Raw genomic sequence first — 14,144 nt, 5'->3', positions numbered from 1 at the left:
AATGAGTATAAAAATATTTTACTAAGTTAGGATTATAGCATGTTATTCTGAGAGATTTAAATAAATATTTCCTTTTAGCAAGTATTGACGGGATTTTGGCACGTTTTTTCCTATCGCTTATGCTACAATAACGCCTTTACATGTAATTAAGGAAAAGTCTAATGCATTATCGATGGAAAGAAGCGGGAGCCGATTTTTTATTACTGTTGGTTGCCATTTCATGGGGGAGTACCTTTGTCGTCGTCCAAACGGCCGTAGACGAAACGCCGGTATACACGTTTTTATTTTGGCGATTCTTTTCGGCGGCACTTTTAATGGGATTGATTTCGTATAAGCAATGGAAATACCTGAATTACGAAGTTATCAAAGCCGGCGTACTGCTCGGACTTTTTATGTTTTTAGGCTATGCGTTTCAAACTTTTGCGTTAACGTATACGTACTCTTCTACGGTCGGTTTTATTACGGGATTAAGCGTGATTATCGTTCCGTTTGGATCGTATCTTTTATTTAAACACAAGGCATCGTTTTTTTCGCTTGCCGGTGCGGTTATCGCCGCAATCGGGCTTTACCTCTTGACGCTTAAGAGCGAGATCGGCTTTTCATGGGGTGAAATTTATGCGTTCGTGTGTGCCATTATGTTTGCTTTGCATATCGTGTGTACGGGGCATCTTTCACGTAAAAACAATGTTTATCTTTTGGTCAGCATTCAATTTTTAACCGTTGCGGCATGCTCTTTCATCGGAGGTTTGTGGAAAGAAGGAAGCATTACGCCTCCGCACGTTAACGATACGTTCGTCGAAGCGGTAATGATCACGGTGCTATTCGCCACGATTTTTGCATTTTGGGTTCAAACGGCGATGCAACGTTTTACGACCGCGGCGAAAACCGCCATTATTTTTACGATGGAGCCCGTGAGTGCGGGTGCATTCGGCTATTGGTTCGCTGCAGAAGTTTTGAGCTTTTCTCAATTATGCGGCGCGGGTTTGATTCTTGCGGGAATGCTAATTGCCGAGGTCGGTTCGTATGCGTTTGCATGGTATCAAACGCGTCGGAGTAAACCTAGCGTTTTTTAAAAGGCAATTGAAGCAAAAAAGCACTTGTCGCGACAAGGATAATGGAAGCGCCGGCACTCAGATTGAAATGATACGACAACAAAAGTCCTATACCGCAAAATACCAGTGCCAAAAAACTTGAAAGCGTCATCATTCCGGCAATCGAGGCGGTAAATTTTTCGGCGATGTAAGGCGGAATCGTTAAGAGGGCGATGACCAAGATCAGTCCGACCGCACGAATGCTCATCACGACGCTGAGCGCGACGATTAAGATCAATAAGGTGTAAAGCAGTTCGGTATCGACACCGCGAAGTTTTGCAAATTTGGCGTCGAAACTCATCGCAATCAACTGGCGGTAAAAAACGAGAACAAACACTAAAATAAGCGCCAAGATGGATCCCATTCCGTAAAGATCTTCTAAAGAGACCGATAAAATCGCCCCGAAAAGATAACTCATTAAATCGACGTTGTATCCCGGCGTCAAATCGGTCATAATAATGCCGAATGCCATACCGAATGCCCATAAGACACCGATGAGAGAGTCGAGTCTCGTATTGTTTCGATGCGTAAGGTATGCCATAATGCCGCCTAAACCCAGCGCAAACAACGAAGCACCTACAAGCGGCGATATGCCTAAAAAGAGTGCCAATCCGATTCCGCCGTAAGAGCCGTGCGCGATACCTCCGGCAATAAACACCATACGGTTAATGACGATCAGCGTTCCGATAATGCCGCAGATAAAACTTACGATCAGCGCAGCGTAAAGCGCGTATTGCATAAATTCGAAGTGAAGGATGTCGCTCATAGGTTTTGCTTTGGATGAAGGTGGTTGCATCGTGTCGCACTAATCAGTTCGATATCGCATACGTGGGCTTTTTGGTTTTGAAAAAGTTTAAAATCGTGTGCGCTGGGAACGTCGTGCATGTAGAGCGTTTTGTTGACATGTGCCACTTTAGTCGCATAGTTCAACGCGACGTTGACGTCATGGCTAATCAAGACGATGCCGATGGTGCGGTTTAGTTCTTTAAGCAGCTCAAAAACGGCGATTTGACCTGCCGTATCGATACTCGCCGTCGGTTCGTCTAAGAAGATAATTTTGGCTTCGCATGCAAGGGCGCGCGCAATAAAAACACGCTGGCGTTGTCCTCCGGAAAGCGTATGGATTTTATGGGTTTCAAAATCGCTCATACCGACATGCGATAACATATTTAGTGCAATTTGCTTGTCTTCTTTAGAATACCTTCCGGTACTCTTAGGCGAGAGCCTGCCCATTAAAACGACGTCTAAAACGCTGATCGGGAAATCCTTATTTGCCATCGTATTTTGCGGAACATAGGCTATTTGGGAACTTACATGTAAGGGTTTTTGTCCAAAAAGAAGCACTTCGCCGCACGAAGGTTCTAAAAGGCCGATCATCAATTTTAAAAGCGTACTTTTACCGCCGCCGTTAGGACCGATGATTGCCAAGAACTCTTCTTTGGCGTATCGGAGGTTGATTCCCTCCAATACGTCCGTACCCTCATAATTAAAGCTAAGATTGTTGATTTCGATGTCGTAATGCATAAAGCATTATATCATTTTAGTTCTGATTGAAAGATTTTGGCAACGCTGAGCATATTCTCTTTCCATTCGTACGCCAAAGGATCGATGGTTAAAGTTTTTCCGTTGATCTGTTTCGCAATCGTTTCGGCACTTTTTTTAGAAAATTGAGGAGAGACGAAAACGACTTTGGCACCTTCTTCTTTTGCTTCGTCGATAATTTTAGCAAGCTCTGCCGGCTTTGGCTCTTTACCGCTGACTTCAACGGGGATTTGCTCTAAGCCGTAATGTTTGGCAAAATAACCGAAAGAAGGATGGAAAACGATAAATTTGCGATTTTTAACATCGGCAAGGGTTTGTTGAATGGAAACGTCTAACGCATCGAGCGACGTCATAAAGGCTTCATAGTTTTGAGCAAAGAGCGCTTTTTGTTCGGGATAAAGCGTTACCAAAGCTTCATAGATATTTTGTGCTTGGGTTTTGACCAAAATCGGATCAAGCCAAACGTGCGGATCGAGTTCGCCCTGCTCGTGATCATGGTCGTGATGCGCATGACCTTTATGTTCTTTGCCTTCGTCTTCGTGGTGATGTTCCGCCATCGGAATTTTTTCGATACCTTTAACCGTATCGACCATCATCAGCTTAGGATTGCTGCTTTTAAACTTCGGAAGCCATGCTTTTTCAAAGCCGTCGCCGATACTAAAATAAGCGTCCGATTGTGCCAACTCTTTCATTTGAGAAGGTTTAGGCTCGTAAGTATGAGGGCTTGAGCCCGGAGTGACCATCACGTTAACGTGTAAAAAATCTTTGGCGATTTGTTCGACAAAGTATTTTTGAGGGATGATACTGACCGTAACGGTCGGTTTGGCGCATAAAAGCGAACCTAAGAAAAGAACCAACAGAAATACAAAACGTTTCATAAGAAATCCTTTGCGACTAAGTTGCATAAATTTGTGGAATCTTAGTCTTTTGCAACTTAGTCGTGACTTAACACTTCGCGTTAAACGGGTGTCGGGACTCTTCTAAGATCGTCTCCAAATGAAGCACTTCAAAAACTCTAATTAAAAATTAGATACCATTCAAGATAATTTTTACATGTAAGCGAGTTGAAGATGAATGAGCAGATACAAACGCTTTGTAGAGAGCACAATATCAAATTTACGACCGCGCGCTCTTTGATTTTAGAAGTGCTGAAGAGGGCGTCGCATCCGCTTAGCTACGAACAAATCAAAGATAAAATGAACGCTTCGATGGACAAAGCGACGTTTTATCGTAATATCGCTTTGTTTGAAGAAGCGGGCATCGTGCATAAGTTTGAGTCGGACGATCGTAAATGGTATTTTGAGCTCTCCGGTACGACGCACGCTCATTTTATTTGCGAGCACTGTCATCAAATTACATGTATGGAGGTTGATTTGGGAAAGGTTGAAGGGGAAGTGAAAAGTATCGTTTTGAAAGGTTTGTGCAAGGAGTGTCATCAATGAAACGGCTGTGGACGATCATTGTTGCGACGGCGTTGATCCTAAGCGGTTGTGCCGTGAAAAAAGAGATTGAGAGTTCCCAAGCGTACGTGATCACCGTCAAAAACCCTTCGATCGCCCTTTCCGATACGGGTTTTGTAAACAAAGGTCCTCATTATACGAGCGTTCAAATTTTTGCGGCAGGTAACGTGTTGTTTCATCTGGAAATGATGGGAGAGTATATCTGTTTAGAGGGAAAATGCCTCGATAAAGTGGCATTCAACCGACAGTTTTTTATGCAAGAACATTACGCAGAATTGATGCAAGAACTGCTCAATAAAGAACCGATTTACCACGGTGAAAAATTGAAAAAAACCGCTTCGGGCTTTGAACAATCCCTTCAACTTGATTCGGCGGATATTTTTTATGCGGTCGATCACGATTCCGTTCTGTTTAAAGATACGAAAAACGGCGTTTTGTTTCGCCTCAAACCACTACCTTAAAGGAATTTCAATGAAATACGTCGGCGCACATGTCAGTGCCAGCGGCGGGGTTTTTAACGCACCGATTAACGCCAAAGCGATCCATGCGAAAGCCTTTGCCCTTTTTACGAAAAATCAACGCCAATGGGAAGGTAAAGCTTTGTCAAAAGAAGAGATTCTGAGGTTTAAAAACGAATTGGATAAGGCGGAGATTTTACCCAAACACGTGTTGCCTCACGATAGCTATTTAATCAATCTCGGTCATCCCGAACGTGAAGCGCGTGAAAAATCGTTGCAGGCGTTTTTGGACGAAGTCAAGCGATGCGAAGCTTTGGGTCTTGACAAGCTCAATTTTCATCCCGGAAGCCATTTAAAGCAAATCAGTGAAGAAGCCTGTTTGGAATACATCAGTGCCGCGATGAACGACGTATTGCGCCAAAGCGAGTCCGTCACGCTGGTCGTGGAAAATACGGCAGGTCAAGGTAGCAATCTAGGTTACAAAATGGAACACTTGGGCTATTTGATGGAACATTCGATCGACAAAGAGCGTGTCGGGGTTTGCATCGATACATGTCATCTTTTTACGTCGGGTTACGATATCCGAACCGAGGAGTGCTATAGCGAAACGATGGAAAAATTTGATACAATCGTCGGATTTAAGTACCTCAAAGGAATGCATCTCAACGATTCCAAGCCCGATCTTGGGACGCGCGTCGATCGCCATGAGAGTCTCGGTAAAGGTAAATTGGGACTCGATCCTTTTGCGTTTATCATGAACGATCCGCGGATGGATGATATACCTTTGGTGCTTGAAACCATTGACGAATCGCTTTGGGAAAACGAAATTGCCATGCTTTATCGTCTGATGAAATCACCTCTTAAGGAACATGCATGACACACTCTTTACGAATCGCTACGACTCTAAGCCTTTGTGCGGCGAGCCTTCTTGCTTCCGGATACCGCATTCCCGAGCAATCACTCAATTCCGTTTCTTTGAGCGCGGCATACGTCGCTAGCGCAAACGGCGCGGATGCGAGTTATTATAACCCCGCGAATATGGCGTTTATGGCGCAAGGCGCTTACAGCGAAGTCGCATTAACCTATATTAATTTACCGCAAGTTAACTACGACGCTGCGGCTACGACGCCAAGCGGTAATGCGGACGGCGATTCGAAAGAAGAAAATTTTTTAATGCCTAACTTGCATTATGTCTCTCCAAGTGTCGGTAATTGGCGTTACGGTCTTTCCATTACGGCACCGGCAGGGTTGTCGAAGCGCTGGAATGAAGCTTACCAGATGCGCACTGCCGAAGAGTTTACGCTCAAAGTCATCGAAATTAATCCGACGGCAAGCTATAAAGTGAACGATCAATTTGCGCTTGGTTTCGGCTTAAGAGGCGTTTACACCGACGGGAAGGTCGCAGCGATTCAAAATCCCGTATATGCTCAAGAATTAACGGGAGATTCGATTGACTTCGGTTACAATTTAGCACTGAGTTATAAACCGATTCAAGATTTAACGTTTGCGGCGACATACCGCTCCAAAGTCGATTTAACGGTTAAGGGCGATGCTAATGGTCAGATTAGCAGATACCTTTTGACGCATTCTCTTGCGGATTTATCGACGCGCATTCCTTTTAACACGAACGCTTCGGTCGAAATTCCGCTTCCGGCATCGCTAGTGTTGGCAACGGCGTATACGTATGCAAAAACGACGGTCGAGTTTGTCTTTGAGCGAACGTATTGGTCAAGCTATAAAGAGTTGGATTTTGATTACGGCGATAGTACTGCTAACGCGGTTTTCGGTACGGCGAAGCCTAAAAATTGGAAAGATGCCAATGCGTATCGTATCGGCGTGACGCATCAATGCACCGATAATCTTAAAATGATGCTCGGTTTTGCGATCGACAAAAGCCCAACGCCCGATTCGACTTTAGGATTTGAACTTCCAGATTCCGATGCCAAGCTCTATTCGATCGGTTTTGAATACAAAGTTAATGAAAAAACAAGTGTCGGTTTGGCCTATTTGTATGACGATAAAGAAGAAAGAACGGTTTCAAACGGTACGGTCAACGGAACGTTTACCGATTCGTCGGCACATCTTTTAACGGCATCGTTTAAGTATAAGTTTTAGCGATGTTGCAGTATACGTATCAAAATTTTTACGAGATTATCGAAGCGAATGCAAAAAATGCGCCTAAAAAAACGGCTATTTTTATCGAAGATCACAAAATTTCGTACCTGAAGCTCAAACAAAGCATCGATACGTTTTCGCGCTTTTTGGAATTTAGCGGTATTCAGCACCAAGACAGAGTTGCCATGATCGTCGGCAACTCTGAGGATTTTCTCATCGCACTCTTTGCGATTACCAAAATCGGTGCGATCGCCGTTCCGCTCAACACGTTTTTGAAAAAAGAAGAGTTTGAGTACATCTTAAACGATTGCGGTGCGAAAATGCTGGTGTGTTCTTCGGCGTATGCCAAAGAGACGCAAACCCTTTTGGATACGACGAAGATCCAAAAAATCGTTTGGACCGATAAAAACGACGGTTTGGACGAGCGTAATTACAGCTTTGCAGAAATCGATAGCTCTTTGGAAGCGTTGGAGCGTTTTTCCAAGCGACCCGTTTTGGACAATATCGCGTGTATCGTCTATACTTCGGGTACAACGGGAAAACCCAAAGGCGCACAACTCTCGTACCGCAATATTTTCTCCAACGCGATCGGCGGAGCGGAGTCGTTTCAGATTACCGATAAAGATCGTTTTATCGTCTTTTTACCGATGTTTCACTCGTTTACGCTTTCCATCATGGTTCTTTTGCCGATGTATACATGTTCTTCGATCGTGATTGTTCGCTCCGTTTTTCCGTTTGCCAAAGTTTTAAAACAAACCTTGCTCAAACAAGTGACCATCTTCTTAGGCGTACCAACCCTTTACAATGCGCTTTTAAAGGCAAAAATTCCGTGGTATTTTATGTGGTTTAATAAAGTACGCATTTTCATCTCGGGAAGTGCTCCTTTAAGCGAACAGTCGCTCAACGAGTTTAACGCCAAATTTAAAAAAGCAAAACTTTTGGAGGGTTACGGACTCAGCGAGTGCTCGCCTGCGGTGTGCGTCAATCGTTTGGATCGTCAAAAGCCGCTTTCGGTTGGTTTGCCGCTTCCGAGTTATGATGTAAAAATCGTCAACGAAGAGCGTTTAGAAGTGAAAAACGGCACGGTCGGCGAGATTATGGTCAAAGGTGATTGCGTTATGCAAGGTTATTTGAATCATCCCGACGCTACCGATGAAACGATCATGAACGGATGGCTTTTAACGGGCGATCTGGGTAAAAAGGACGATGACGGATTTATTTACATCGTCGATCGCAAGAAAGATTTGATTATTTCCAAAGGAATCAATATCTATCCAAGAGAAATTGAAGAATTGATTTACAAATTTGAAGGCGTGGATGCCGTCGCGGTTATCGGACTGAAAGACGAAACCAAAGACGAAGAGGTCATTGCTTTTATTCAGCCTAAAGACAGTATAAGCTTAAAAGAGAATGAATTACGTGCTTACTTGAAAACGCATTTGGCAAATTTTAAACTCCCAAAACAGATCTATTTCGTAGAAGAGCTTCCCAAAAATGCAACGGGAAAAGTCCTAAAACGTGTGCTTAAAGAGAAAATCGAAGCCGGCGGATTCATACGTAAACACCCAAATTAACTTTCTCGTCAAAGGGTTATTTTATTATCATCTTGTCATTATATAAACCTTATATAAAAGTACGACACTTTTTCCATAGGCTCAAAAGGGTATTCATTGCAGTATTTGGTTGATTTTCTTGAAAACAAAGAGGTACAGACCTGTCAGATTTATGAGCATTTAAAATGTTCTCCCGACGAATTAAATTTCTTAAAAATGATGACGAAAGAGTACGTTATAGGTAACGTAGATATCGTTGTTTCGGACATTTTGATTAAACTGTTCGGCGATAAAAACTATGCACATTTAAAACATCTCTCCGTGGTCAAGGAATTAATCGAACAAGGATGGATCGTTCAAAATAGTTTTTTAAACTCAAAGATCGTCGACGTTTCGAATTTAGAGCTTTTAAACAGCAGCGTTACGTTAAGTTCCGCCTTTTTAAAGCTGTTGGAAGAGGGAACGCTCGAGGTTGTGTTACCTGACGTTACGCCTTATGCCGATCATCTTGAATATTTGAAAGATCAATTTTACCGAATCGAACTGTATCAAAAGTTTACGCAAACCAAACACGGTGCGACGGAGAGCTCTCCGAGTCTCGGGCGACTGAAAAATAAATTGGAACTTTTGGAAAGCCGTATTAGCGAGCGTTTAAAAGTAACGCAAAACGACATTATCGTCGAGTCGATTTTCAAAGAGAACGAGTTAAACCCTAAAGAACAGTTAATTTTTTTAGCGCTTTTAAAAGAGGAGTATGCGGGCGAATTTGAGAGTTTGCGCGATATGAACACGCTGATTAGCTTGATTAGTATGGACGATTACGAAAAGATCAAAAATCGCTCGTTACTGGAAGAAGGTTCCAAACTTATCGAAAATATGATCATCGATTACGACGAGATGCTGAGCACTTTCGGCGGCGTAACGCGAAGTTTTTTCATTTCCGAAGAAATTTTGCAAAAAATTATGCACCCTAATAAAGAGAAGAAAAGCAAGAAAATTAAACTGGATATGCTTATCGGCGAGCAAGAACTTTTTGAATTGATCGATCCCAAAACCAATTTAGACGACGTGATTTTGCATCCTAAAACCAAGGAAGTGCTCGATAATTTACTCAAGCAAATCGATAAAAGCGTCGTAAAACTCTTACGAGAGTGGGGCATCAAAGAGCGACGTAGCGGTATCGATGCCAAAGTCATTTTATACGGTCCTCCGGGTACGGGTAAAACCATGACGGCACTTTCTTTAGCAAAATCGATGAAAAAGAGAGTTTTGAGTTTCGATTGTTCAAAAATTCTTTCCAAATACGTCGGAGAAAGTGAAAAAAACGTACGCAATATTTTTGACACCTATAAAGAGTTGTGTAAAAAAACGAAAAGCGAACCTTTGTTGCTTCTCAACGAAGCCGATCAGTTTTTAAGCGCGCGTTCTACCGATAGCGGGGCGAGTGCCGATAAAATGCATAATCAAATGCAAAATATTTTTCTAGAGCAGATTGAGCGTTTCGACGGACTACTTATTGCAACGACCAATCTTTTGGAAACGATCGACCCCGCATTTTCAAGGCGTTTTGATTACAAGATCGCGTTTGAAAAACCCGACTTTGCTCAACGCGTTTTGTTGTGGAAAAAACTTTTGCCGGACAATGCCCCTTACGAAGAGGGCTTTGATGTCGAGAAATTGGCGACTTTTTCACTGACGGGCGGACAAATTCGCGTGGTGCTCAAAAATACGGCTTTGCGCGTTGCGATCAAAAAAGAGCCGCTTTTTACCTATGAAGATTTTAAACTCTCGATCGATCGTGAAACCAAAGGAGCTTTCGGCGATACGAAGTCGGTCGGTTTCATGAGTTAAGGCACGTCAAACGTGCTATTGCGAAGCTTACATGTAAGTTTGGCAACAGCGTTGTTTTGAAAAATTATCGAAGGATTTGGTATGACCCATATGGATTTTGCGCATCCCTATTTCGGAGCGTTTTTCCTCTTTGTTTTCGGTGCGGTCGTCTTTTACGGCATTACGGTTTTAGCGCGTCGCGTCAGTCGCAATATGGCACGTCTCGATACGGAAAAATTGAAACTGACGATTTACGAATGCGGCCCTGAGGTCACCAAACAACCCAATAAAATCTCGGCGCATTTTTACCTTTTTGCCGTGCTTTTTATTTTGTTTGACGTGGAAATTATTTTTATGTTTCCGTGGGCGGTCGACTTTAAGGTCTTAGGAATGTTCGGATTTATCGAAATGATTCTCTTCGTCGTTATTTTAACGATCGGATTTGTCTATGCATGGAAAAAAGGAGCGCTTGAATGGCACAGCATAAAATAAATTACCTTCAAGAAGCAGGTCTTCCCGTTGCCTTAACGACGGTTGACAAACTGGTGCAATGGGGTCGTAGTAACTCGCTTTGGCCGCTTACGTACGGACTTGCCTGTTGTGCAATCGAAATGATGGCGACGGGTGCAAGCCGTTACGACTTCGATCGTTTCGGAACGATTTTTAGAGCGAGTCCGAGACAGTCGGACGTTTTGATTATCGCCGGAACGCTGACCAAAAAACACGCGCCGTTTATGCGCCGTTTGTATGATCAAATGCCCGACCCTAAATGGGTTATCAGTATGGGCAGTTGTGCCAATACCGGCGGTATGTTCAATACGTACGCTACCGTTCAAGGCGCCGATCGTATCGTTCCGGTCGATATTTACTTGCCCGGATGTGCCCCACGCCCCGAAACCCTTCAATATGCGTTGATGTTGTTGCAAAAGAAGATTCGCTCCGAAAAAGCATCGCGCAAATTAGCTCCCAAAAGGTTAGTGTAATGAGACCGTACAGCGATAAACAAAACGTACAAAAAAAACCTTACTATTCGGATCGCTATTTCGTAGCACCGCAAATACCCAAAGAAGCGGTAGAAAACGACGCGGTTTTTGCACAAGACCTTGCAGTGCTCCAAGCGAAATTTGAGATTAAAGAGGCGTATATTCAACGCGGACAATTGGTTGTTTATATCGATGCGCGGGACAACGTTGCACTCTTGCAGACGTTGAAAGACGAGTGTGCCTACAATATTCTGAGCGAACATAGTGCGATTGATTGGTTGGCAAAAAGTAACGAATTCGAACTTTTTTATCAACTGCTTTCAACCTCCAAACGTAAACGCCTTCGCGTCAAATGTTTCATTCACGAAACAGAGGTGCTTCAAAGTGTTTACGGCGTGTATAAAAGCGCCGATTGGGCGGAACGCGAGATGTACGATATGTTCGGTATCGTCATCAGCGGACACCCGTACATGAAACGCCTTTTAATGCCTGACGATTGGTTCGGGCATCCGCTCTTAAAAACCTATCCTTTACACGGCGACGAAGCGGCGCGCTGGTATGAAATCGATAAGATCTTCGGTAAGGAGTATCGCGATGTTATCGGCCCTGAAGAGCGCGATAGTGCCCGCGTGGACGAAAACGATACGTATCGCTTTGCGCGTTTGGGACATGAAGTGCCTTTCGGTGCCGAACCGAGCCGTGAAAAAACCTTCTACGATTACCAAGAAGAAGGCGGCGTAACGATCGTGAAGTCACTCAAGAAAAGCGAGAGTAAAATTGTGAAAGAGAGGCCCTAAATATGCAAAAAGTTAATCGTTTAAAGCCCTTTTTCGAAAACATCGCGTTTGAACGCGAAGACAATCATATGATCGTCAACTTCGGTCCGCAACATCCCAGTGCGCACGGACAGTTGCGTTTGATTTTAGAATTGGACGGCGAGAAAGTCTCCAAAGCCACTCCCGACATCGGCTATTTGCACCGCGGTATGGAAAAGATGGCGGAAAATATGATTTACAACGAATTTTTGCCGACGACGGATCGTATGGATTACATCGCGGCGACGTCCAATAACTACGGTTTTGCGTTGGCGGTCGAAACGCTGATCGGTTTGGAAGTGCCAAGACGCGCAAAAGTCATTCGTATGTTGCTGTTAGAACTCAACCGCATTACCTCGCATCTGTTTTGGCTTGCGACGCATGCCCTAGACGTCGGAGCGATGACGATTTTCTTGTATGCGTTTAGAGAAAGAGAATATGCGCTTGATTTGATTGAGGACTATTGTGGAGCACGTTTAACGCATTCGTCCGTTCGTATCGGCGGCGTACCGCTTGATTTGCCTAAGGGCTGGCTCGAAAAACTCAATGCCTACGTGAATCGTTTACCGTACGACATCGAAGATTACGAAGGTTTGCTGGATCAAAACCGTATTTGGAAAATGCGTTTGGAGGGTGTCGGTATCGTAACGCCCGAACAAGCGCAAAGTTGGGGTTGTTCGGGTCCGATGCTTCGCGGAAGTGGCATTGCGTGGGATATTCGAAAAGAAGAGCCTTACGAGTTGTACGACGAAGTGGAGTTCGACGTACCCGTCAGTACGACATGCGATAGTTACGGAAGGTATAAACTGCATATGGAAGAGATGCGTCAAAGTATCCGTATCTTAAAACAATTGATGCCGATGTACGACGAAACTGCACCGGAAATTATCGCGCATGCGCCGCAGTACGTTTCGGCTCCTAAAGAGCAGATTATGACGCAAAATTATTCGCTAATGCAACATTTCGTTTTGGTAACGCAAGGTATGAGACCGCCGGTAGGAGAAGTGTACGTACCGACCGAATCGCCCAAAGGAGAACTCGGTTTTTATATCAATTCACAAGGCGACCCGTATCCGTACCGTTTAAAACTTCGCGCGCCGAGTTTTTTTCATACGGCTCTTTTGCAAGAGATGCTCGTAGGAGAGTATTTAGCGGACGTAGTGGCGATTATCGGTAACGCCAATATCGTCTTCGGTGAAATCGACAGATAGGAGAGAGGATGCAACGTTACGATTTACGTCATTTAGGAGATGATTTTTACGGGCGAATGCTCGAAATTATCGATGAAACGAATGAAGGCGAAGTCTCTATCTTCATGTTTGAAATCGGCGATTTTTCTGCGGTACAAAAGAGTGCCGACGTGATTAAGGAAGCGGGTTGGACGCTTTTAAATTCGTTGAAATTTAACGAGACCGATTGGACGATCGTGATCAAAAAAGTCAAGGTCGCAAACGGTGAATAGAGTATTTTTAAGCGCTTTAGGTCAAAGCGATTTATCCCATTTTACAACGACATGTAAAGATTGTGACGTTATTTTCTTGATCGGCTCTTTGCCTTCGCGTCATAATCGTGCTTTAGCCCAAGAGATTGTTTCGTGCGTCGATGCGGGTGCAAAGTTGATCTATCTTTTTACGATGGAAGATCCGATTTTAAGTCCGAAAAGCACGTTTTTTAGCCGTTACGAAGTCGGTTCGGAAGAGGGTGTTTTGTCCTTGCTTGCCAAAAGCTTTTTAGCCGAAAGTAGCCTTTCTGAAGCCTATAAAACCTATTTTTCAACCTTAGACGACGGTTATGTCAGTGCCGAGAGCAATATCGGCGAAGAAGAGATCGAAGAGATCGAAACGTTATGCGCCGGTGTCACAAAGGGCGTTTTGATTTTGGGAGAAGACCTTTTTTACCATCCAAGAGCCGAGCAGATTGCACGTTTTGCGGGATTAATCGCCCGCCATACGCCGATAAAGCTTCAAATTTCGGGTACAACGCAACACGATTGGATCGTTGCGGAAGAGACGATGGTTGAAGAGGTGGAAGATATTGCTAGCTTTGACGGCGTCGTCGTGTACGAATGTCCGTGCATCGATGCGAAAGAAGAGCGTTTTTTAATCGGCTCTTCTCAATTTCAAGCGGCCGCCAAGGTTCAACACGACGAGGCGATTCACGTCGTTTCCGATCGTGAAACGTATCCTCGCGTTTTCGTACGCGACGAGCGTCTAAAAGGCGTCATCGCTTTATTGCCTTTAGTCAAAGCGAACAACGCTTATCCTTACCATGTAACAAAAATAGTGAAGTGAGAGTGC

The 14,144-nt window shown here is 44.0% G+C and carries 16 protein-coding genes; 13 read left to right on the top strand and 3 right to left on the bottom strand.

Annotation, left to right across the window (positions count from 1 at the left end; genetic code table 11):
- Positions 1-161: 161 nt before the first annotated feature.
- Positions 162-1,073: a DMT family transporter gene (locus NL930_RS12570; protein WP_254376886.1), complete on the top strand. Its 912-nt coding sequence runs from the start codon at positions 162-164 to the stop codon at positions 1,071-1,073.
- Here NL930_RS12570 and NL930_RS12565 read toward each other — a convergent pair.
- The 3 genes from NL930_RS12565 to NL930_RS12555 are packed head-to-tail and all read right to left on the bottom strand — an operon-like array spanning position 1,060 to position 3,511.
- Positions 1,060-1,857 carry a metal ABC transporter permease gene (locus NL930_RS12565; RefSeq protein WP_254376885.1) on the bottom strand — a complete coding sequence of 266 codons (798 nt, stop codon included), beginning with the start codon at positions 1,855-1,857 and terminating at the stop codon, positions 1,060-1,062. The genes NL930_RS12570 and NL930_RS12565 overlap by 14 nt on opposite strands.
- Complete coding sequence (locus tag NL930_RS12560; RefSeq protein WP_254376884.1) at positions 1,854-2,615, bottom strand: metal ABC transporter ATP-binding protein; 762 nt, start codon at positions 2,613-2,615, stop codon at positions 1,854-1,856. The genes NL930_RS12565 and NL930_RS12560 overlap by 4 nt, the downstream gene beginning before the upstream one ends.
- Positions 2,616-2,626: 11 nt before the next feature.
- Positions 2,627-3,511 (bottom strand): metal ABC transporter solute-binding protein, Zn/Mn family, encoded by an 885-nt coding sequence (locus NL930_RS12555; protein WP_254376883.1) that lies wholly within the window; start codon positions 3,509-3,511, stop codon positions 2,627-2,629.
- 192 nt (positions 3,512-3,703) lie between these two features.
- On the opposite strand from NL930_RS12555, the gene NL930_RS12550 reads away from it, so the two are divergent.
- The 12 genes from NL930_RS12550 (at position 3,704) to NL930_RS12495 (ending at position 14,138) form a co-directional block, all read left to right on the top strand.
- Positions 3,704-4,075 (top strand): Fur family transcriptional regulator, encoded by a 372-nt coding sequence (locus NL930_RS12550; protein WP_254376882.1) that lies wholly within the window; start codon positions 3,704-3,706, stop codon positions 4,073-4,075.
- Positions 4,072-4,554: a hypothetical protein gene (locus NL930_RS12545; protein WP_254376881.1), complete on the top strand. Its 483-nt coding sequence runs from the start codon at positions 4,072-4,074 to the stop codon at positions 4,552-4,554. Before NL930_RS12550 ends, NL930_RS12545 begins: the two co-directional genes overlap by 4 nt.
- Before the next feature lie 10 nt (positions 4,555-4,564).
- Complete coding sequence (nfo, locus tag NL930_RS12540) at positions 4,565-5,428, top strand: deoxyribonuclease IV (protein ID WP_041962706.1); 864 nt, start codon at positions 4,565-4,567, stop codon at positions 5,426-5,428.
- Complete coding sequence (locus NL930_RS12535) at positions 5,425-6,666, top strand: OmpP1/FadL family transporter (RefSeq protein ID WP_254376880.1); 1,242 nt, start codon at positions 5,425-5,427, stop codon at positions 6,664-6,666. Before nfo ends, NL930_RS12535 begins: the two co-directional genes overlap by 4 nt.
- Positions 6,667-6,671: 5 nt before the next feature.
- Positions 6,672-8,240 carry a fatty acid--CoA ligase gene (locus NL930_RS12530; protein WP_373028078.1) on the top strand — a complete coding sequence of 523 codons (1,569 nt, stop codon included), beginning with the start codon at positions 6,672-6,674 and terminating at the stop codon, positions 8,238-8,240.
- A 96-nt stretch (positions 8,241-8,336) separates the two neighbouring features.
- Positions 8,337-10,070 (top strand): ATP-binding protein, encoded by a 1,734-nt coding sequence (locus NL930_RS12525; protein WP_041962704.1) that lies wholly within the window; start codon positions 8,337-8,339, stop codon positions 10,068-10,070.
- Between the two features lie 81 nt (positions 10,071-10,151).
- Positions 10,152-10,541, top strand: coding sequence for an NAD(P)H-quinone oxidoreductase subunit 3 (locus NL930_RS12520; RefSeq protein WP_039671896.1), 390 nt, complete (start codon positions 10,152-10,154; stop codon positions 10,539-10,541).
- Positions 10,523-11,032: an NADH-quinone oxidoreductase subunit B family protein gene (locus NL930_RS12515; RefSeq protein WP_039671898.1), complete on the top strand. Its 510-nt coding sequence runs from the start codon at positions 10,523-10,525 to the stop codon at positions 11,030-11,032. Before NL930_RS12520 ends, NL930_RS12515 begins: the two co-directional genes overlap by 19 nt.
- Positions 11,032-11,829 (top strand): NADH-quinone oxidoreductase subunit C, encoded by a 798-nt coding sequence (locus NL930_RS12510; protein ID WP_254376878.1) that lies wholly within the window; start codon positions 11,032-11,034, stop codon positions 11,827-11,829. The genes NL930_RS12515 and NL930_RS12510 overlap by 1 nt, the downstream gene beginning before the upstream one ends.
- A gap of 2 nt (positions 11,830-11,831) precedes the next feature.
- Positions 11,832-13,058, top strand: a complete 1,227-nt coding sequence (gene nuoD / locus NL930_RS12505) for an NADH dehydrogenase (quinone) subunit D (protein ID WP_039671900.1) — start codon at positions 11,832-11,834, stop codon at positions 13,056-13,058.
- An 8-nt stretch (positions 13,059-13,066) separates the two neighbouring features.
- Entirely contained in the window at positions 13,067-13,309 is a 243-nt protein-coding gene (locus tag NL930_RS12500; protein ID WP_039676275.1) for an NADH-ubiquinone oxidoreductase subunit E family protein, read from the top strand.
- Positions 13,302-14,138 carry a hypothetical protein gene (locus NL930_RS12495; RefSeq protein WP_254376877.1) on the top strand — a complete coding sequence of 279 codons (837 nt, stop codon included), beginning with the start codon at positions 13,302-13,304 and terminating at the stop codon, positions 14,136-14,138. Before NL930_RS12500 ends, NL930_RS12495 begins: the two co-directional genes overlap by 8 nt.
- The last annotated feature ends 6 nt before the right edge of the window (positions 14,139-14,144 follow it).

It is taken from the genome of Sulfurospirillum sp. hDNRA2, assembly GCF_024206095.2.
In the GTDB taxonomy this organism is placed as follows: domain Bacteria; phylum Campylobacterota; class Campylobacteria; order Campylobacterales; family Sulfurospirillaceae; genus Sulfurospirillum.
The sequence above is the reverse complement of the archived record's forward strand: the minus strand, read 5'-3'. Positions and strand labels throughout refer to the sequence as shown.

What these genes read in the sequence shown, in the direction of transcription:
- NL930_RS12520 (WP_039671896.1), top strand. Translation starts at nt 10,152, where the DNA reads ATGACCCATATGGATTTTGCGCATCCCTATTTCGGAGCGTTTTTCCTC.
- NL930_RS12500 (WP_039676275.1), top strand. Translation starts at nt 13,067, where the DNA reads ATGCAACGTTACGATTTACGTCATTTAGGAGATGATTTTTACGGGCGA.
- NL930_RS12515 (WP_039671898.1), top strand. Translation starts at nt 10,523, where the DNA reads ATGGCACAGCATAAAATAAATTACCTTCAAGAAGCAGGTCTTCCCGTT.
- NL930_RS12550 (WP_254376882.1), top strand. Translation starts at nt 3,704, where the DNA reads ATGAATGAGCAGATACAAACGCTTTGTAGAGAGCACAATATCAAATTT.
- NL930_RS12560 (WP_254376884.1), bottom strand. Translation starts at nt 2,615, where the DNA reads ATGCATTACGACATCGAAATCAACAATCTTAGCTTTAATTATGAGGGT.
- nfo (WP_041962706.1), top strand. Translation starts at nt 4,565, where the DNA reads ATGAAATACGTCGGCGCACATGTCAGTGCCAGCGGCGGGGTTTTTAAC.
- nuoD (WP_039671900.1), top strand. Translation starts at nt 11,832, where the DNA reads ATGCAAAAAGTTAATCGTTTAAAGCCCTTTTTCGAAAACATCGCGTTT.
- NL930_RS12545 (WP_254376881.1), top strand. Translation starts at nt 4,072, where the DNA reads ATGAAACGGCTGTGGACGATCATTGTTGCGACGGCGTTGATCCTAAGC.
- NL930_RS12570 (WP_254376886.1), top strand. Translation starts at nt 162, where the DNA reads ATGCATTATCGATGGAAAGAAGCGGGAGCCGATTTTTTATTACTGTTG.
- NL930_RS12535 (WP_254376880.1), top strand. Translation starts at nt 5,425, where the DNA reads ATGACACACTCTTTACGAATCGCTACGACTCTAAGCCTTTGTGCGGCG.
- NL930_RS12510 (WP_254376878.1), top strand. Translation starts at nt 11,032, where the DNA reads ATGAGACCGTACAGCGATAAACAAAACGTACAAAAAAAACCTTACTAT.
- NL930_RS12565 (WP_254376885.1), bottom strand. Translation starts at nt 1,857, where the DNA reads ATGAGCGACATCCTTCACTTCGAATTTATGCAATACGCGCTTTACGCT.
- NL930_RS12555 (WP_254376883.1), bottom strand. Translation starts at nt 3,511, where the DNA reads ATGAAACGTTTTGTATTTCTGTTGGTTCTTTTCTTAGGTTCGCTTTTA.